Consider the following 17,326-nt stretch of genomic DNA (forward strand, 5'->3'; position numbering starts at 1 on the left):
ATGACGAACGAGGACATCGAGTACGACGAGCGCGACGGCATCGCCACCATCCGGCTCAACCGGCCGGAGGTGGGCAACGCGCTGTCCCGACGGATGCGGCCCCGGCTGCGCGAGTTGTGGGCGAAGGTACGCGACGACCCGTCGGTACGGGTGGTCATCGTCACCGGCACCGGGGACCGGCACTTCTGCACCGGTGCCGACGTCCGCGAGGTGGCCGACGCCGGTACGACCTCGTCCGGGCACGGCACGGTGGCCGAGGACATCGTCTGGTCACCGTTGCAGAACCAGGTGTGGAAGCCCGTCATCTGCGCCGTGAACGGGTTGGTCGCCGGAGGCGGGCTGCACTTCGTCGCGGACGCCGACGTCGTCCTGGCCGCCGAACATGCCCAGTTCATGGACACCCATGTCAGCGTCGGGCAGGTCGGTGCGGTGGAGAACATCGGACTGGCCCGCCGCCTGCCGCTGGGCACGGTGCTGCGGATGACGCTGGCGGGCAGGGGCTTCCGGCTCGACGCGGCCCGCGCGTACCAGCTTGGTCTGGTCGACGAACTGGTGCCGGCGGCCGGCCTGATGGACGCCGCGCGGGAACTGGCCGTGGCCATCGCTGCCAACTCCCCGAGTGCCGTGTCGCGCTCGAAGCAGGCCATCTGGGGTGCGGCCGAACGGCCACACCAGGAGGCCCTGGAGTACGGCTGGGAACTGGCCCGCCGGCAGTGGACCCACCCCGACTTCATCGAGGGTGCGCGCGCCTTCGTGCAGCGACGCCCTCCCCAGTGGAACACCGAGGTGCCGGCATGAGGTGGGCCTTCACCGCCGATCAGGAACGCCTGCGCGACGAGGTGCGGGCCTTCCTGGCCGAACATGCGCACCAGCGCGACCCGATGCAGTACTTCCACGGACGCGGCGGCGCCAGCCGCGAGCTGTACCGCGAGCTCGGCCAACGCGGCTGGCTACGGCTGGCCTGGCCGCGTGAGTGGGGCGGGCAGGGCGCGCGGCCCTCCACCGAGTTCATCGTCTGGGACGAGCTGGCCTACGCCCGCGCGGTCCGCCCCGACCTGGCCGCCGGGATCGTCGCGAAGACCATCATCGGGCACGGTACGGACGAGCAACAGGCCCGTTTCCTGCCCGGCATCGGCCTGGGCGAGATCAGCTTCGCGTTGGGATACTCGGAGCCGGAAGCCGGATCGGACCTGGCCGGGGTGCGCACCCGGGCGGTACCCGACGGCGACGGGTACCGGGTCACCGGCGAGAAGCGGTGGACCTCCGACGCGCACAACTCCGACTACCTGTGGCTGCTGTGCCGTACCCCGGAAAGTGGTCACACCCTGCTGATGCTCGACCTCACCGCGCCCGGGGTGCAGATCCGGCCGATCGACACCATCGACGGGCACCGGCTCAACGAGGTGAGCCTCGACGACGTGTACGTGCCGCAGGAGAACCGGATCGGTGCCGAAGGCGAGGCATGGCGGCTGATCCGGGCCGCGCTGGCCGTCGAGCGGCATCTGATGGTGCTGCCCGGCCGGGTCCGCCGCGACTTCGAGGATCTGCTGCGCTGGTCGACCGAGCGGGGCTGGTCGGCCAATGCCCGGACCCGTGACGACATCGCCGACATCGCGCTGGACGTGGCCGAGGTGGAGGCGGCGGCCATGAGCACCCTCGCGGCCCTGGAGGCCGGCCACGACGGTGCCGCGCAGGCGGCGCGGGCGAAGCTGTTGGGCAGCAGGACCCTGCAACGCATCGCGCGGCTGCCGTTCGACGTCGGCGATGCCGGGGCCGCCCGCACCGGCACGCCGAGTTTCCTGTGGCACGAGACCTTCATGGAGACCATCGCCGGAGGTACCTCGGAAATCATGCTGGGCGTGTTGGCCCGCGAGGCGCTCGGGCTGGGAGGACGCCGATGACCGGGTACCTGGACGTGCTCGCCGACCACGCGCGGCACGCGCCGAACGCGCCGGCGCTGATCGACCCGGTCGGCGAGTACACCTACGCGGAACTGTGGACCGCGGTCGAGGAGCACGCCGCCGCGCTGCGCGCCCTCGGCGTCGTCCCCGGCGACCGGGTGGTCACCGCGCTGGCGCCCGGCGCCCCGCATCTGGCCGCGTTGTTCGGGGTGATGGCCGCCGGGGCGGTCGCGGTGCCGCTGAACATCCGACTCGCCCGGCCCGAGGCGTACGCCTTCCTGGCCCCGCTCCGCCCGGCCCAGTTGCTGGCCGCCGTACCCGACACCGAGCTGGCGGCCCGGCTGGGCTGCGGCCTGGCCACCCTGCCCTCGGCCGGCACTTCCGGATCGTTGACCGACCGGATGTCGCTGACCGTCGTGACGCCCGCCTCGTCGTCGCCCGAGTTCCGCGACGAAACGGCCGCGATGATCATCGGCACCGGCGGCACCACCGGCGAACCGAAGGGTGCCACCTGGACCCATTCGGCGCTGTACCAGTACGCCGCGTCCTGTCAGGCGCAGATGGACATCCGGCGTACCGACGTGGAGCTGTACTTCTCCCCGTTCTTCCACATCGCGGTGGCCACGATCGTGTTCTCGACCCTGTTCGCGGGCGGCACCGCCTGGCTGCTGCCGCGCTTCGACGAGGCCGCTGTCCTCGACGCGCTCGCCACCGGCCGGCCCACCCGGCTGTTCGGCGCACCCACCGCACTGGTGCGGCTGCTGGAGCACCCCGGCTTCGGCGCGGAGCACGGTGCCTCGATCCGCCGGGTGCTGTTCGGCTCCACCGCCAGCGTGCCTGCCTTCCCCGGTCGGCTGCGCGCCGCGTTTCCGCAGGCCCACCTGATCACCGGGTACGGCGCCACCGAGTTCGGCGCGGTGGCCCGGCTCCGCTCCTGGGAACAGGAGGACGGCGTCGACCGGGGGCTGGGTCGCCCGGTGCCGGGCGCGTCGATCCGCATCGTCGACGACGCCGGCCACGACGTGCCCCGGGGCAGCGTCGGTGAGGTCGTGGTCCGCGCGCCGTGGCAGATGTCCGGGTACTGGGCGCGGCCGGAACAGACCCATGCCACGGTGGTCGACGGTGCGATCCGCTCCGGTGATCTCGGCCGGCTCGACGAGGACGGCTTCCTCCACCTGGCCGGCCGTGCCAAGGACATGATCATCTCAGGGGGCGAGAACGTCTTCCCGATCGAGGTGGAGAACGTGATCGCCCGGCATCCGCAGGTCCACCAGGTTGCGGTGTTCGGCGTGGACGACCCGCTGTGGGGCGAACGGGTGGAGGCCGCGGTCGTGCCGCACCCCGGCAGCGGCGTGGATTTCGAAGGGGTGCGCGAGCACTGCCGGGCGGCACTGGCCGGATACAAGGTGCCTCGCCGGTTCCACGTGCTCGACGCGCTGCCAGTCACCCCAGCGATGAAGGTGGACAAACGTGCCCTACGGGAGGTCACCCGTGACGCTTGAGGTGGACTACGGTCAGCAGCCGCGCGAGTTCGCGGAGGCGGTGCGCACGCTGTGCCGGCGTCATGAGGAAGGTTGGCGTCACCTGCCCGGCGACGGGTTTCCCGAGGAGACCTGGCAGGACCTCGCCGACATCGGGTTCCTCGGCCTCGCGGCCGAGGGCACCGAGGTGGCCGGCGAGATCGCCGCCGTCATGGAGGAGCTGGGCGGCCTCGGCTGCCCCGGCCCGCTCTGGGAGACCGTCCTGGCGACCCGCGCCGCCGCCGAACCACCGGCGGACGGCATCGCCACCGTGGGCACCGGCGGCCCGCTGCCCTGGGGACACCGCGCCACCGTGTTCTTCGCGCTCACCGACGACGGCCTCTGGGAGTGTGAGCCGGTCGGCGAGGCGGTGCCGACACCGATGCTCACCGGTGAGCTGTGGGCAGAGGTGCCGCTGGCACCCCGCAGGCGGGTTCCCGACGAGTGCGGCGCGCTCGCCCTGGGGGACCTGGCGCTCGCCGCGCAACTCGTCGGAGCCGGTGCCCGGCTGGTTCGGGACGCCGCCGAGTACGTGGCCGGCCGCCACCAGTTCCGCCGGCCGCTGGGCGACTTCCAGGGCGTGGCCTTCCCGCTCGCCGAGGCCGACATCCAACTGGCCGCCGCGCGGGCCCTGACCAGCCGGGCCGCGTCCCGGCTGGCGGATGGCGGTGCGGACGCCGCCCGCGCCGCCCGCGCCGCCGTCCTTTCCGCCGCCCGCGCGGCCCGTACCGCCACGTACCACACCTTCCAGGCGTACGGCGCGATGGCGTTCACCGAAGAGGGTGGCGTGGCCTGGTACGGGCGGCGCATCGCGCAGCTGCGCACCCAGGCGCTGACCCCGTACCGCAGGGCGGCGTGGACCGCCGACGTCTTCGAGAGGAATTCCCCATGACCGACGAGGTTGTCGTCCTCGCCACGGCCCGTACCCCGTTCGGCCGCTTCGGCGGCGCCCTTCGTGACCTGCCCCTGCCCGACCTCGGCGTGATCCCGGTGGGCGCCGTGCTGCACCGCGCCGGGCTGACCGGCGCGGACGTCGACGAGCTGGCGTTCGGGGTGAACTTCCCCGGCTCCGAGCGTTCGGTGGCCCGGCAGGTGCTGCTACGGGCCGGCATCCCCGAGGAGAAGGTGGCGTACACCGTCGACCGGGCCTGCTGCTCGTCGCTCGCGGCGATCACGCTGGCCAGCCGGGGACTGCGGCTCAACGACACCGCGCTGAGCATCGCCGGCGGCGTGGAGAACCTGAGCCGGGTGCCGTACTTCGTGCACGCGGCCCGCTTCGGAAACCGGATCGGCGACATCGTGCTCACCGACCAGCTCGTGGTGGCCTGCCCGCACACGGGGGTACCCCGGGCCGTGCAGGCCGGCGCCGAGGCCACCGAGTACGGGGTGGACCGCGCCGAACAGGACGACTGGGCGCTGCGCAGCCAGCAACGGTACGCGGACGCCCTGGCCCGTGGCTGCTTCGACGACGAGATCGTGCCGGTGGACGTGCCGGACCGGACCGGCCGCCCGGTACGGCTGGCCGTCGACGAGGCGCCGCGGCCCGACACCACCGCAGAGCGACTGGCTGCGCTGCCGACGGTCTACGACAGCGCCACGGTGACGGCGGGCAACGCGCCCAACATGAGCACCGGCGCGGTGGCCCTGGTGCTGGCCAGTACGGCGGAGGCGACCCGGCGCGGCACCACTGGCCTGGCCACCGTCAGCGCGTGCACCCAGGTGTCGGGCGATCCGCAGCGCCTGGCGTCGATGCCCGCGCGGGCGGCCCAGCGGGCACTGGCCCGGGCCGGCCTGACCCTGGAGGACATCGACCTGATCGAGGTCAACGAGGCATTCGCGGCGGTGCCCCTGGTCACCACACTTGCTCTGGCGGACGGGGACCGGGGCGAGGCGCTGCGGTTGCGCGAGCGGACGAACGTCAACGGCGGCGCTGTCGCAATCGGCCACCCCACGGGCGCGACGGGCGGCCGGCTGGTGATGACAATGATCAACGAGCTGCGCCGACGGGGCGGGGGGAGGGGCCTGGTCGCCATCTGCGGCGGCGTCGGCGAAGCCGAGTCGGTCATCGTCACCGTCCGCTGACCCGCCCGCCTTCCTTCTCAAGGCGGCCTGCGCTCAGCCAGCCAGGCCAGGTCGGGCTCGCCGAGCTTGACCAGCAGTTGGGCGGCGAGCCGGTACATCCGCACCGGCAGATCGGCGGCGGCGGGCGTGTCGTCCGGCTGGGCGGGGTAGGCGCGGCGGCTGTCGGCGAGCAGGTCGGGCAGCATCCGTAACACTCGGGCGTGGTGGCCGTTGCGGTAGGCCGTCCAGGCGTACCCGATCTGGCCGTCATGCTGCCGCAGCGACGCCGCCGGCGGGCGGTCGCCGCCGGTCCTGGGTACGTCGTAGCGCGCCAACGCCTCGCGTACCCGCTCCACGGCGATGCCGGTGTCGGTGCCGGCGACCGATCTCCGCTGGGCCTTGCCGCCGAGCAGCACGGCCGGGGTGACCCCGAGGGCCGTAGCCACCGTTTCAATCACCGAGAACCGATCGAGGGTGCGGACGCCGCGCTCGACCTTGTCCACCCAGCTCTCTTGCCGACCCGGTCGGCGAAGACCTGCTGGCTCATGCCCCGATTGACCCTCAGCTCCGCTACCCGCCGCCCGATCGGCGGCTTGTCGCCGTTGCGCCGGCCGGACCGGGTCATCGCTTTCGCTCCGTCGGTGGCATGGCCAACGTGGACTCCCCGCAGCGCGGACACCACCGCGACTTGATACGGAAGGGCCGCAGCCTTCCTCATCGCCAACCGACGAGGCGGACACGCTGCGCCCGGCGCTTTGAACGACTTCGACACAGGTGCTAACGGCTCACTCGGCGCTCTCGGGCCAGATGAGGCCCTGGTCGGTCCAGATGACACCCTTGTTGTGGCAGAGGCAGAAGGGGTGGCCGACAAGGGCGGTGTAGACCCGAAAGCCGTAGCCCTCGGGCCCCATGGAGTCTCGCTTCAGGGTCGCACCGAGGCCTAGGACGCGGCTCTGCTCCGCCTCGATATCGTCTACTTCGAAGTCGAGGTGGAACTGTTTGGGGTGCTCATCGTCGGGCCACTGGGGGGCTCGGTAGTCCTCCACCCGGTTGAAGGCCAACTCGATCTCGCCGAACTGGATACCGGCCCAATTCTCGTCGCTGCCCTCCTTCACCGGGCGACCCGTCACCTCGGAGTAGAAGGCTGCCAGCTTCATCGTGTCCGGGCAATCGATGATGAAATCGGTGAGTCGCAGCATCCGGCGATGCTGTCACAGATGAGATGGCCGAGGGTGGCGACCCTGGTAGAGGCGGGTAGGAAGCAGGTGGCCGCCCTCACTCAGGCGCGGCTCCGGCGCCGGGAAAGCTCCGCTTGGCGGTGCTCGTAGTCGACCACCCGGTCCCGCCGCAGCCAGTAGACATCCGGCCGGCGCGCCGAGGCCAGCGCGCAGATCGTGCCGAGGTTTGCCTACACCAGCTCGATGATCTCCCGGATCGCCACGTCCCCCGGGAAGAGGAACATGTGCACCTTGGCGTCGAGTAGCGCCCTGAGCTCGACCTCACGCTTCAGGATGTTCTGGTCGCGCCCGAACACCACCCAGCCATGGTCGCCGATGACCGGTAGCCAGTCTTCGTCCCTGAGTAGAACTCAGGCGGCGCGGCCCAGGAGGACGCGCGCGGCGGCTCTGACTTCAGCGAGGCGGTATCCACGAGGCCCGCAGTCCGCTCGAAGGCCCCGACCGGCCGGGACGCCGAGTTTCGCCTTGGCCGCGCGGACCGTCTTCACCCGGCGCGTCGATAGGTCGTGGGTGCGGGCGACGTTCATAATTGGCCCCGGTCGGCCCCCGCGTTCCTTGGGCCGCTGGGCGTACACGTCGGGGCTGCGAAGCGGATGCGCCGGTCGGGGCGTGATCGTCGATGACCAGGGCTGATGTGCCGCGAGTGGGCGGTGGAGACAGGAGCTTTCAACGCATGACCGATGCAGCAGTAGAACACCGCGCCGCTGCCAGGGCGTTCACCGAGCGTGTCCGAGGTGTCGCCCCCTCTGCCTGGGACAACCCCACCCCCTGCGAAGGCTGGGTGGCGAGGGACGTGGTGCGCCACCTGACTGAGTGGCTCCCGGCGTTCCTGAGCGCAGGCGCTGGCGTCCAGTTGCCGAAGGGGCCGGCGGTGGACGACGACCCGGTGGCTGCCTGGGTGGCGCACAACGACGGCGTGCAGGCGCTGCTCGACGACCCCTCGACGAGTGGACGGACCCTGTCGAACCCGCATCTCGGCGAGATGTCGATCGAACAGGCGATCAGCATGATCTACATCCCTGACGTCTTCATCCACACCTGGGACCTGGCCCGAGCCACCGGGCAGGACGAGCGACTCGATCCCGACAGGTGTGCCCGGCTCCTTGAGGGAATGCGGAAGATGGACGGCGCGATGCGGGGGAGCGCGTTCGGGCCGCAGGTCGAGGTTGCCGAGGACGCCGACGTGCAGACCCGCCTGCTCGCCTTCACCGGTCGCAGGCCGTGAGCCCGTGCTCCTGAGGCCAGGCCAACCCGAGCCCGGCCCGGCCAGGGCCGGTGTCAGGCCCGGGTGGGGTCGATGGTGGCGGCGAGGGGGGGTTCAGCTGGTTGCGGTCCTCGTCGATCCAACCGGCGACGATCATTTCCGCCCTGGGCAGGTGCCGTTGCAGCGGCGTGAGGATGTAGCCGGGATGCACCGAGGCGGCGCGCACCCCCGAGGAGCGGCCGAGCACGTCGAGGTGGATGGCGAAGAGCTTGTTGGCCCGCTTCGCCTGCGAGTACGCCTGCCACTTGTCGTAGCGCTCAGCGCGTAGGGGACCTGCGCCGGGTAGGGCCGCCCGCCCCAGGCAGCTAAGTCGTGGGAAGGTGGACGGCCCGCTGGATCAGCTCGTTCACCCGCTCGCTCAGTTCGCGTACGGCCGCCGGGTCGTCGCCGTCCACGGCCGTGATGCCGTCGACCAGCGCCGCGTACTCGGAGGTCAGGCGCAGATACCTGCGGCGGAACTCCCGGTCGACCTTGCCGCCGCGTGTGCCCGCCTGGGCGTACCGCTGGTCGAGGTCGATGATCTGCTGGGCGAGCACGGCGGTGGCGGCGCTGAGCGCGGTGCGGTCGTCCGCCCGGTCGTCGCGGCGGGCGCGGCGGGCGGTCGCCAGCCGGCCGGCCCGGCGGCCCGCGACGTAGAGCGCCGCCGATCCGGCGACGACGGCCGTGATCGCCGCGCCCGCGAGCAGGTACCGGGGCAGGGAGGGGCTGATGGTACGGGCGCCGTCGGGAGCGATGCCGGCGCCCACCAGCCGGTCGTAGTTGACGGCGATGATCTTCAGCGCCTCCAGCGGGCGGTCGACGAAGGTGTCGGTGCCGTTGCCGACGGTGGTCTCCGCGACGGCGGCCCGGCCGAAGTTCTTCTTGTCGCGTTTGGGCAGCAGCGCGCAGCCGTAGGTGTCCCAGTCCTCCCCGTCGCGGCTCATCACCAGCACCACCGTCCCGTCGGCGGCGCGTTTGACCTGGTCGCAGGCGTCGCGGAGCTTCGCCCCCGGTTCCAGCAGGATCACCACCAGCCGGCGGTTGCCGATGATCTTTTCTGCCGCGGCCCGGTCCAGGTCGACGCCGGGCGCGGCGTACACCGACGAGGTGCGGACCTGGCGGGCGATCGGCCCGTCCAGCGCGCCGCCGGTCCACAGCGCCCACCCGGCCAGCACCGCGCAGGCCAGGACCGCGAGGCCGAAGGGCGTGCCGAGCAGGTCACCGAGCCTGCGGCGTACGGACGGTCTCACGTCAACCTGCCCTGTAGATAGATGTCCGGCCGGTAGCCGGGGATGCCCAGCGTGCGGGCGGCGTCGTCCAACTCGTTGGCCGCCTTCGCCAGCAACGTGTGGACGTGCCGGTCCGGCAGCTCCTCGCCGAGCGCCTCGCGGGCAGCCTGTAGCCGGACGATGCCCCGGGTCAGCGCCGGATCGCTGCGGACGTCCGTCAACAGGGACATCTCCACGGCGAGGGCGGTGAGCCCGGCCAGCCGGGCCGGCACGCCGCCCCGGTGCGGGCCACCGGCGATGCGGCCCCGCAGGCCGCCCCCGGCGCGGCGCAGTGACCGGACCGACAGGGCCAGGAACGCCGCCACGCACGCCGCGAAGACCCACGGCAGCGCCGGCAGCGCCACCCGCAGCGGGTCGGCCGGCCGGTACGGCAGCGGCCGGTCGAACAGTCCCGCGTAGCGGACGTCGGTGACCCGGTTCAGATAGACGCCCAGCGCGTTGCGCTGCGGGTAGTCGGAGCGGCTGAGCAGGTCGGCGAACTGACCGTAGAAGCTCGCCTCGACCAGCTCGGCGAAGTCCTCCCGCCCCGGGCCGTGGTACTCGATCCAGAGCCCGTGCAGCACCACGATCGGCTGGTCCGGGAAGAGCTTGGCCAGCGCCGGGCCGTACCGGGGCAGCGGGGTGCCGTCGCGCTGCGCGGGGAACGCGGCGAACCACGCGCCGTCGGGGAAGGCTTCCTTCGCGGTCTTGGCGGGAACGTCGGTCAGGGTGGCCCCGGCCGCGCAATGCAACCCGCTCGCCCGCAGGTCGGCGGCGACGACGGCCAACTCCCGCGCGGTCGGCTCACGCGTGGTCAACTCGTCGAGGTCCGGCGGGGCGGGGCGGTCCTGCAACGCCGTGATGAGTGTCAACAGCGGCCCCGTCACGTCGCCGACGGCGAACTGGGCCCGCCAGCTCGGCAGGTCGTCGGCGACGGCCCGGTAGAAGCCGCCGCTGACCTCGGTGCCGACCACCAGGACGGTGGCGTTCTCCACGTCCCGGAGCCGCTTGCGTTCGTCCTCGTCGAGGCCGGGCGGCGCGACCAGGATGCGGACGTCGGTGCTGCCGATGACCTCCCGGACCCGCTGCTCGTTCCACCGGGCGATCGATCCGGGCAACCGGACCACCGGGTCGGCCGCCACCAGTGCGGTCATCTCCTCCACCGAGGGCACGCTGGCGGCGCTCGACTCGCCGGCCGAGCCCGTCGTGCCCCCCGCCGAGGACGACGACGGTGACCGACCGTAGCTGACGTCGACGCTCTGCCGTTGGGCCTGCAGGAAGACCACCAGGACCACCACGGCGACGCCGAGCGACGCCCAGCGCAGCGCCTCGAGGGCACGCCGACGGCGACGGACGCTCATGCCTGCCCCCGCCACAACCGGTCGGCCCGCCGGGCGTGCTCCGCCGCCTCCCGCGCCGCCGCCGGCCCGCCCCGGCCGGCGGCGATCAGCTCGGCGCGGTTGAGCAGCCGCTCGGCCTCGGGCACCCGAGTCGCCGCCGCGTCCCGGCTGACTGCGGCGCCGTCGATCTCCGCCCGCGCGGTCGACCAGGCGGTCCGGCGCGCTCGGTCGCGGGCCCGCCACCGGGGCAGCAGGGTCGTCACGAAGCCCGCGCCCACCAGCAGCAGGCCACCGGCGAGCCAGATCGGGAGGGTCTGTGCCATGCGCTCCAACCTTGTGCCGAGGGCCGAGCCCCGCCTGGGCGGCCCACCCCTGCCTGAGCTGCTCGGAGGCGCCTCCGAGCAGGACGAGGTACGGGCCGAGTCTGGCTGATCACGTCAACCCGGGCCACTCGGGGCCGGTGCGGGTCAGGACTTCCTCTGAGAGCGGCCGTCAGAGGCTGGTGGCGGTCCGGACCATGTCGCCACCGACCTCAACGGCTTCCGTGGCGTGCGTACGCCGAAGGAAGGGGCGGTGATCGCCATCCGTCTGGCCACCCTGCCCGACGACGGCCCCACCGGCGGGTTCTTCGAGGACGCCGGAGTCGTGCCCTGGTGACAGACGCCCCACCCGCACACGGGCACTGGCCCGACCACGACCGGCGATGACCCACGGTCAGTGGCCACCAGCGCGACAGGGCCCGGTGCCCGAGCAGGGTGGCGGTCGATGGTGAAGGATCATGCTGTGCATACCTCGACGCGTACGCGGGCTTTGCTCGGTGGGGTGGTCCTCGCGGTGGCGACGGTCGCGCTCTGGTGGGCCTGGCTCGGCTGGGACACGCAGTACACGGTCGACCCGGAGACCTCCTCGACCAGCGGCCCGTACGAGGGATGGCAGGTCGTCGGTTGCGTGCTGTCCCTGATGGCGCTCGCGGCCGTCGGCGGCTGGTTGTTCAGCCCCTGGCTGGTGGTGCCGGTGATGACGGTCTCCTTCACCGCCGCGTGGGCCTGGCGGGCGGCGACGAGCGACGACTCCGGCCTCTGGGTGATCGGCGCGGTCGGGATGCTGGTCGGATTGGCGTCCGGCAGCACCGCGGTCAGCGCCGGCGTCCGCCTGTTCCGCCGCCGCCGGGAAGCGTCCCTGACCAGCCCCCGGGACGCTTCCCGGCGCTGACTAACCCTGGGCGCGGATCCCGGCGTCGACAGGGTCAGCCGACCAGGCGGCGCTCCCAGGCCCAGGCGGCGATCTCCACCCGGTTGCGGGCGTCCAGCTTCGCCTGCACGCTGCCCAGGTGCGTCTTGACGGTGCCGACGGAGATGAACAGCTTCGCGGCGATCTCGGCGTTCGTCGCGCCCCTCGCCACCAGCCGCACCACGTCCAGCTCCCGGGGCGACAGGCCACCGTCCCCGGTCCGGGGGGCCGTGGGCGGGTTCAGGTGCCGCAGCAGCCGTACGGTGATCGACGGGCTGATCAGCGCGTCGCCGGAGACGGCGGCCCGGACCGCCTCCACCAGCAGCGCGGGACCCGAGTCCTTGAGCAGGAAGCCGCAGGCGCCGTTGCGCAGCGCGGTGTGCACGTACTCGTCGAGATCGAAGGTGGTCACCACGACCACCCGGATGGGGTCGACGACGTCGGGGCCGGCGAGCTGACGCAGGGCGTCCAGCCCGTTCAGTCTCGGCATCCGGATGTCCAGCAGGACGACGTCGGGGCGCAGCCGGCGGGCCGCCTCGACCGCCTCGACACCGTCGGCGGCCTCGCCGACCAGTTCCATGTCCGGCTGCGCGTCGATGATCATTCCGAACCCGGTCCGCACCATCGCCTGGTCGTCGGCCACCAGCACCCTGATCATCGGCCGCTCCTCGTCTCGTCGCCCCCGACCGGCAGCGCCTGACCGCCCCGAGCCGCCAGCGTCTCGGGCGACCACGCCTCTGCTGCCAGTTCCTCCGCCGGCAGCGCATCCGGGGGCAGCGGCCCGCCGTCCAGCGGCAGCGCCGCCGCCACGACCCATCCGCCGCGCTCCCCGGGGCCGGCGCGCAGCCGCCCGCCCCGCGCCTCCACCCGCTCCGTCAGCCCGGCCAGCCCGAAACCCCGCCGGCCGGCGCGCCGTCCCGACCCGTCGTCGACCACCCGCACCAGCAGCGACCGGGGCGTGCGGTGCAGGCGCACGTCCACCCGGCTCGCCCCGGCGGCGTGCCGCCGGACGTTCGTCAGCGCCTCCAGTACCACCCGGTACGCCGAGGACGCCACCTCGACCGGCAGACCGTCGAGCGGCCCGTCCGTGTGCAGTCGGGCCCGCACCGGGCCGGCGGCGGTGAAGTCCTCGACCAGTTCCGGCAGGTCGGCCACCCCGGCCAGGGGTGCCATCGGGGCGTCGGGCGGGGCGTCGGCGTCGCGGAGCACGCCGATCATCCGGCGCATCGCCGCCATGGTCTCCGCGCCCGCGTGCTCGATCCGTTCCAGGGCGAGCACCGCCCGCTCGGGGTCCTGCGCGGCGACGTACCGGGCCCCCTGGGCCTGGACCACGATGCCGGTGACGTGGTGGGCGATGAAGTCGTGCAGGTCCCGGGCGAACTCGGCGCGTTGCTCGGCGCGTACCGCCGCGAGCTGCCGTTGCCGGGCGTTGGCCACCAGCCGCAGGTACGTGCCGGCGGCGGCGGCCCCGGCGGCGAGCAGCGCGTATCCCATGCCGATGGCGAGGTGGCCGTTGTCGACCCCGGCGCGCATCGGCAGCAGGGTCACGGCCAGGCCGGTCGCGGCGACGGCGACCAGCGCCGGCAGCGGGGCGGCCCGCCGGGCGACCACGTAGGCCGTCCCGAGCAGCCCGCAGGACTCCGCCAACCCCCACATCTGGGCCGCCGTCAGCAGCGGCACCCGACCGTCCTGCCCGCCGGTGAGCCGCAGGTAGCCGTAGCCGACCGTGGTGGCCAGCGACCACAGCGCCACCGCAACGGCCGCCGCTGCCAGCCGGCGGGAGTTCTGCGGGTGCGCGGGCAGCCACACCGCCGCGGTGGCGACCGCCAGGGCGACCTGGGCCGCAGCGGCCGGCAGGGCCAGGGTGCCGCCGACGAGGAAGACGTAACCACCGCCGACGTCGACCAGCCCGAGCAGTGCCATGCCGAGCAGGGCGGCGAGCTGCCCGGCCCGGCGCCACCGGCGGCGGGGAAGTGGGATCACCGAAACCACGGTAGCCACTCGGCCGGCCCGGGGGATCTGCCGAAAGTCGGACCCGGCCGGCGGCGGGTCCGCCGGCGGACCGATGCGCCGCCCACCTGCGGCGACGCAGGCTGGCCGGGTCCCGTCAGAGCTGGAGGAATCATGACCACCCACCATCCGGACCCGAGCCCGGCCGTCGCGGCCGTCGACCTGGTCAAGGTGTACGGCAGGGGAGAAGCGGCGGTACGCGCCCTCGACGGCGTCTCCGTCGGCTTTCGTCGTGCCGCGTTCACCGCCATCATGGGTCCGTCCGGGTCCGGCAAGTCCACCCTCATGCACTGCCTGGCGGGGTTGGACACGGCCACCTCGGGGCAGGTGCTGCTCGGCGACACCGACCTGGGCCGGCAGTCGGACCGGGCGCTGACCCGGGTACGCCGGGACCGGATCGGGTTCGTCTTCCAGGCGTTCAACCTGCTGCCGCAGCTCACCGCAGTGCAGAACATCACCCTCCCGCTCGACCTGGCCGGCCGGGCCCCCGACCGGGAGCTCCTCGCCCGCGTGGTGGACGCGCTGCGCATCGGCGACCGGCTGACCCACCGCCCCAGCGAGCTCTCCGGCGGCCAGCAGCAGCGGGTGGCGTTGGCCCGTGCGCTGGTCGCCCGCCCGGAGGTCGTCTTCGCCGACGAACCGACCGGCAACCTGGACTCCCGCGCCGGGGCGGAGGTGCTCGCCCTGCTCCGCGACTGCGTGCGTACCCTCGGCCAGACCGTGGTCATGGTCACCCACGACCCGGCCGCCGCCGCGTACGCCGACCGGGTGGTGCTGCTGGCCGACGGCCGGATCGCCGGCGACCTGGCCTCGCCCGACCACGCCTCGATCACCGCAGCCCTGCACGCCGTCTCCCTGCGCGACGAGGCCCGGCACGAACGCATCCTGCGCGACCGCGACCGCGACCCGGCCCTGCGCGACCCGGCCCTGCGTGGTTCGGCGGTGACCCGGTGACCCGGCGCACGAGCGTGCTGCGCGCCCAGCTCGTTGACGCCGTCCGCCGCCCGGCCCGGACCCTGCTGACCGGGTTGGCGGTCGTCGTCGCGGCATTCGTGGTCTTCGGCAGCGTGCTGGGATACCAGATCACCGAGCGGACCGTGCTCGCCGACATCGGCGGGACCCCGGCGGCGGTCGACCTGCTCGTCTCCGGCGAGGACGGGGTCAGCACCGAGGCCCTCGCCGCGATCCGGAAGGTGCCGGGGGTGGCCGAGGCGGTGGGCCGCACCGACAGCTTCCACGAGTTCCCGGGCACCAGCGGGGACGGGATCTCGGTCTACGCCGACCCAGGCTCCGGCCCGTTCGCCACGGTCCGGTTGCTCTCCGGCGACTACCCCGACGCGGCCGACGAGATCGCCGTTACCCCGCGCACCGCGCAGCGGCTCGGCCTGGACGTCGGCGGCACGGTCCGGCTGGCGGCGGCTGACCGGGGCCGGCCGGTCACGTTGACCGTCGTCGGCGTCGTGGCCACCCCCGACGACCACGGCACGACCGGCTACACCACCGAGACCTTCGCCGCCCGCCTCGCCGGCCAGGACAGGCTCCGCCAGATCGAGCTGCGGCTCACCCCGGGTGCCGACCCGGCCGAGGTCACCGCCGCCGTCACCGCCGCGCTGAGCCGCGCTACACCGGCCGGCGTGCAGAGCCGCGCGACATCGGCCGGCGCGCAGCCGGTGGTCCGCACGGGCGCGGAGGTCCGCCAGGAGGAGGCCGAACGGGCCGTTGCGGGGGTCCGGAACCTCTTCGCCCTGGCCACGATGTTCGTGGCGATCGCCGTGGTGGCCGCCGTCCTGGTCGCCGTCTCCACCTTCCGGATCGTCTTCGCCCAACGGATGCGCCAGCTCGCCCTGCTGCGTGCCGTCGGGGCCGGCCGCGCCGGCCTGCTCCGGGCTCTGGTCGCCGAGGGCGCGTTCACCGGCCTGGTCGCCGGCCTGGCCGGCGTGCTGGGCGCGTACGCCCTCGGCCACGCGCTGCCGCCGCTGCTGCGGGCCTTCGGCCTGGACGTCGCCGCACCCGGTCACCCGGTGGGGGCGGCGCTCGCCGTGGTCCTCGGCGCGGCCGGGGTCACCGCGCTGGCCGTGCTCGCGCCGGCCGCCACCGCCGTGCGGGTCGCCCCGCTGGAGGCGCTGCGCACGGCCACCACCACGGCCGGCCGGCGGGGTATCGGCCGGCTCCGGTTGGTCACCGGGATCCTGCTCGCCGCCGGCGCGGCGCTGGTGGGCGGCCTGGTGGTGACCATGCTGCCCGGCCCGAACCCGGAGAACTACGACCCGCTCGGGCCGCTGCTGGTGATCGTGGCCTCCGGCGCGTTGGCGTTCGCCGCCCTGGTCGCGCTCGGGCCCCTGCTGGTACGCCCGGCGCTGGCCGTGCTGGGCTGGCCGCTGCGCCGCCTCGGACCCCTCGGCCGGCTCGCCGTCGGCGGTGTCGGTGGGGCACCCCGCCGGGCGGCGGCGGTGGGCGTCGTCGTCGCGCTCGGGGTGACGCTGACCGCCGGCGCGCTGATCGGCGTCGCCACGCTGAACACGCTGATTCGGGGGGAACTGGCCGGGATGGCCCCGGCCGACATCGGCGTCACCGACCCCGATGCCGCCCCGCTGCCGCCCGGCCTGGTGGAGCGGGTGCGGGCCGTCGGCGCGCTGGACCGGGTGGTGCCGTACCGCAGCAGCGCCGACGTCCGGGTCGACCAGGTGGACCACGACGGCCTCGCCGCCGTCGACCTGGAGCTGCGCGCGCTGGGCACCTGGGGGGAGTTCGGGGCGAGCGCGGGCAGCCTCGCCGACGCCGGCCCGGGTCGGGTGGTGCTGCGGCGCAGCCTCGCCGACGCGGCGGGCGTCGGCCCGGGTGACAGCGTGACGGTCGTCCGGGGCGACCGGTCGGTGCGGCTGCGGGTGACCGCCACCATGACCGACACCCCGGTACGCGCCGGGCTGCTGGTCGACCCGGCCGACCTTGACCGGCTCGGCGTCCCGGCCGGGCCGACCGGGGTGCTGGCCGACGTGGCCGACGACGGCGAGCAGGCCCGCTCGGCGGCGGTACGGGCGCTGCGCAGCGCCGTCGGCCCCGAGGCGAGCATCCAGGTGCACGCCGACGACCGCGACGATCTCGACGGGCGGCTGCGTGAGCTGTCCACGGTGCTGCTCAGCCTGGTCGGGCTGACCGTGCTCGTCGCCGTGGTCGGCGTCGGCACCACCACCGGCCTGTCCGTGGTGGAGCGCACCCGGGAGTCGGGGCTGCTCCGGGCGGTCGGGATGACGCGGCGACGGCTCGCGGCGATGCTGACCGTCGAGGCGGGGCTGTACGGCGTCGTCGGCGCCACCTTCGGCCTGCTGCTGGCCCTGCCGTACTCGTGGCTGGCCATCGTGGCGGTCGACGCCCAGGTGACCGTGGAGTTCCCCGCCGGCCCGCTCGCCCTGGTGGTGCTGATGCTCGCGGCGGCGACGGCGCTCGCCGGCCTGCTGCCCGCGCGCCGGGCGAGCCGGGTGAGCCCGATGGCGGCCCTGAGCACCGGCGAGTGAGCG

At 73.8% G+C, this 17,326-nt stretch carries 16 protein-coding genes and 1 pseudogene; 9 read left to right on the forward strand and 8 right to left on the reverse strand.

The window, feature by feature from the left end:
* Genes SNR22_RS12685 through SNR22_RS12705 form a run of 5 tightly spaced genes read left to right on the forward strand, consistent with a single transcriptional unit; the run spans window position 1 to window position 5,503 of the window.
* On the forward strand, window positions 1-798 hold the full coding sequence (locus SNR22_RS12685) for an enoyl-CoA hydratase/isomerase family protein (protein WP_320066724.1): 798 nt from the start codon (window positions 1-3) through the stop codon (window positions 796-798).
* The gene (locus SNR22_RS12690) at window positions 795-1,901 is read left to right on the forward strand and encodes an acyl-CoA dehydrogenase family protein (protein ID WP_320066725.1); all 1,107 of its coding nucleotides are present in this window, start codon (window positions 795-797) and stop codon (window positions 1,899-1,901) included. The genes SNR22_RS12685 and SNR22_RS12690 overlap by 4 nt, the downstream gene beginning before the upstream one ends.
* A complete protein-coding gene (locus tag SNR22_RS12695; RefSeq protein ID WP_320066726.1) occupies window positions 1,898-3,403 on the forward strand; it encodes a class I adenylate-forming enzyme family protein in 1,506 nt (501 codons plus the stop codon). The genes SNR22_RS12690 and SNR22_RS12695 overlap by 4 nt, the downstream gene beginning before the upstream one ends.
* Complete coding sequence (locus tag SNR22_RS12700) at window positions 3,393-4,313, forward strand: acyl-CoA dehydrogenase family protein (RefSeq protein ID WP_320066727.1); 921 nt, start codon at window positions 3,393-3,395, stop codon at window positions 4,311-4,313. The genes SNR22_RS12695 and SNR22_RS12700 overlap by 11 nt, the downstream gene beginning before the upstream one ends.
* Entirely contained in the window at window positions 4,310-5,503 is a 1,194-nt protein-coding gene (locus tag SNR22_RS12705; protein WP_320066728.1) for a thiolase family protein, read from the forward strand. The genes SNR22_RS12700 and SNR22_RS12705 overlap by 4 nt, the downstream gene beginning before the upstream one ends.
* 17 nt (window positions 5,504-5,520) lie before the next feature.
* Here SNR22_RS12705 and SNR22_RS12710 read toward each other — a convergent pair whose 3' ends face one another.
* From SNR22_RS12710 to SNR22_RS12720, 3 genes and pseudogenes are all read right to left on the reverse strand, one after another.
* Complete coding sequence (locus SNR22_RS12710; RefSeq protein ID WP_320066729.1) at window positions 5,521-5,985, reverse strand: hypothetical protein; 465 nt, start codon at window positions 5,983-5,985, stop codon at window positions 5,521-5,523.
* Window positions 5,986-6,267: 282 nt separating this feature from the next.
* Complete coding sequence (locus tag SNR22_RS12715) at window positions 6,268-6,681, reverse strand: VOC family protein (protein WP_320066730.1); 414 nt, start codon at window positions 6,679-6,681, stop codon at window positions 6,268-6,270.
* 209 nt (window positions 6,682-6,890) lie between these two features.
* Window positions 6,891-7,046 (reverse strand): annotated as a pseudogene (locus SNR22_RS12720) (hypothetical protein); the annotation flags it as partial.
* Between the two features lie 347 nt (window positions 7,047-7,393).
* Between SNR22_RS12720 and SNR22_RS12725 the strand changes: the two are divergent.
* The gene (locus SNR22_RS12725) at window positions 7,394-7,945 is read left to right on the forward strand and encodes a TIGR03086 family metal-binding protein (RefSeq protein ID WP_320066731.1); all 552 of its coding nucleotides are present in this window, start codon (window positions 7,394-7,396) and stop codon (window positions 7,943-7,945) included.
* Between the two features lie 344 nt (window positions 7,946-8,289).
* On the opposite strand, the gene SNR22_RS12730 is transcribed toward SNR22_RS12725, so the two are convergent.
* The 3 genes from SNR22_RS12730 to SNR22_RS12740 are packed head-to-tail and all read right to left on the reverse strand — an operon-like array spanning window position 8,290 to window position 10,894.
* Complete coding sequence (locus tag SNR22_RS12730; RefSeq protein WP_320066732.1) at window positions 8,290-9,213, reverse strand: hypothetical protein; 924 nt, start codon at window positions 9,211-9,213, stop codon at window positions 8,290-8,292.
* A complete protein-coding gene (locus SNR22_RS12735; protein ID WP_320066733.1) occupies window positions 9,210-10,592 on the reverse strand; it encodes a hypothetical protein in 1,383 nt (460 codons plus the stop codon). The genes SNR22_RS12730 and SNR22_RS12735 overlap by 4 nt, the downstream gene beginning before the upstream one ends.
* Entirely contained in the window at window positions 10,589-10,894 is a 306-nt protein-coding gene (locus SNR22_RS12740; protein ID WP_320066734.1) for a DUF6403 family protein, read from the reverse strand. The genes SNR22_RS12735 and SNR22_RS12740 overlap by 4 nt, the downstream gene beginning before the upstream one ends.
* 460 nt (window positions 10,895-11,354) lie before the next feature.
* On the opposite strand from SNR22_RS12740, the gene SNR22_RS12750 reads away from it, so the two are divergent.
* Window positions 11,355-11,783: a hypothetical protein gene (locus tag SNR22_RS12750; protein ID WP_320066735.1), complete on the forward strand. Its 429-nt coding sequence runs from the start codon at window positions 11,355-11,357 to the stop codon at window positions 11,781-11,783.
* A gap of 34 nt (window positions 11,784-11,817) precedes the next feature.
* Here the strand turns inward: SNR22_RS12750 and SNR22_RS12755 are convergent, their stop codons facing one another.
* Window positions 11,818-12,459, reverse strand: a complete 642-nt coding sequence (locus SNR22_RS12755; RefSeq protein ID WP_320066736.1) for a response regulator transcription factor — start codon at window positions 12,457-12,459, stop codon at window positions 11,818-11,820.
* Window positions 12,456-13,784 carry a sensor histidine kinase gene (locus SNR22_RS12760; RefSeq protein WP_320066737.1) on the reverse strand — a complete coding sequence of 443 codons (1,329 nt, stop codon included), beginning with the start codon at window positions 13,782-13,784 and terminating at the stop codon, window positions 12,456-12,458. The genes SNR22_RS12755 and SNR22_RS12760 overlap by 4 nt, the downstream gene beginning before the upstream one ends.
* A gap of 141 nt (window positions 13,785-13,925) precedes the next feature.
* Between SNR22_RS12760 and SNR22_RS12765 the strand changes: the two genes are divergently transcribed.
* A complete protein-coding gene (locus tag SNR22_RS12765) occupies window positions 13,926-14,765 on the forward strand; it encodes an ABC transporter ATP-binding protein (protein WP_320066738.1) in 840 nt (279 codons plus the stop codon).
* Window positions 14,762-17,323 (forward strand): FtsX-like permease family protein, encoded by a 2,562-nt coding sequence (locus SNR22_RS12770; RefSeq protein ID WP_320066739.1) that lies wholly within the window; start codon window positions 14,762-14,764, stop codon window positions 17,321-17,323. The genes SNR22_RS12765 and SNR22_RS12770 overlap by 4 nt, the downstream gene beginning before the upstream one ends.
* The last annotated feature ends 3 nt before the right edge of the window (window positions 17,324-17,326 follow it).

The organism is Micromonospora sp. RTGN7 (assembly GCF_033804645.1).
GTDB lineage: Bacteria > Actinomycetota > Actinomycetes > Mycobacteriales > Micromonosporaceae > Micromonospora.

Bases quoted from the DNA above. Each gene is read 5' to 3' on its own strand.
- SNR22_RS12685 (WP_320066724.1), top strand. From the start codon at position 1: ATGACGAACGAGGACATCGAGTACGACGAGCGCGACGGCATCGCCACC.
- SNR22_RS12690 (WP_320066725.1), top strand. From the start codon at position 795: ATGAGGTGGGCCTTCACCGCCGATCAGGAACGCCTGCGCGACGAGGTG.
- SNR22_RS12695 (WP_320066726.1), top strand. From the start codon at position 1,898: ATGACCGGGTACCTGGACGTGCTCGCCGACCACGCGCGGCACGCGCCG.
- SNR22_RS12705 (WP_320066728.1), top strand. From the start codon at position 4,310: ATGACCGACGAGGTTGTCGTCCTCGCCACGGCCCGTACCCCGTTCGGC.
- SNR22_RS12715 (WP_320066730.1), bottom strand. From the start codon at position 6,681: ATGCTGCGACTCACCGATTTCATCATCGATTGCCCGGACACGATGAAG.
- SNR22_RS12725 (WP_320066731.1), top strand. From the start codon at position 7,394: ATGACCGATGCAGCAGTAGAACACCGCGCCGCTGCCAGGGCGTTCACC.
- SNR22_RS12735 (WP_320066733.1), bottom strand. From the start codon at position 10,592: ATGAGCGTCCGTCGCCGTCGGCGTGCCCTCGAGGCGCTGCGCTGGGCG.
- SNR22_RS12740 (WP_320066734.1), bottom strand. From the start codon at position 10,894: ATGGCACAGACCCTCCCGATCTGGCTCGCCGGTGGCCTGCTGCTGGTG.
- SNR22_RS12755 (WP_320066736.1), bottom strand. From the start codon at position 12,459: ATGATCAGGGTGCTGGTGGCCGACGACCAGGCGATGGTGCGGACCGGG.
- SNR22_RS12765 (WP_320066738.1), top strand. From the start codon at position 13,926: ATGACCACCCACCATCCGGACCCGAGCCCGGCCGTCGCGGCCGTCGAC.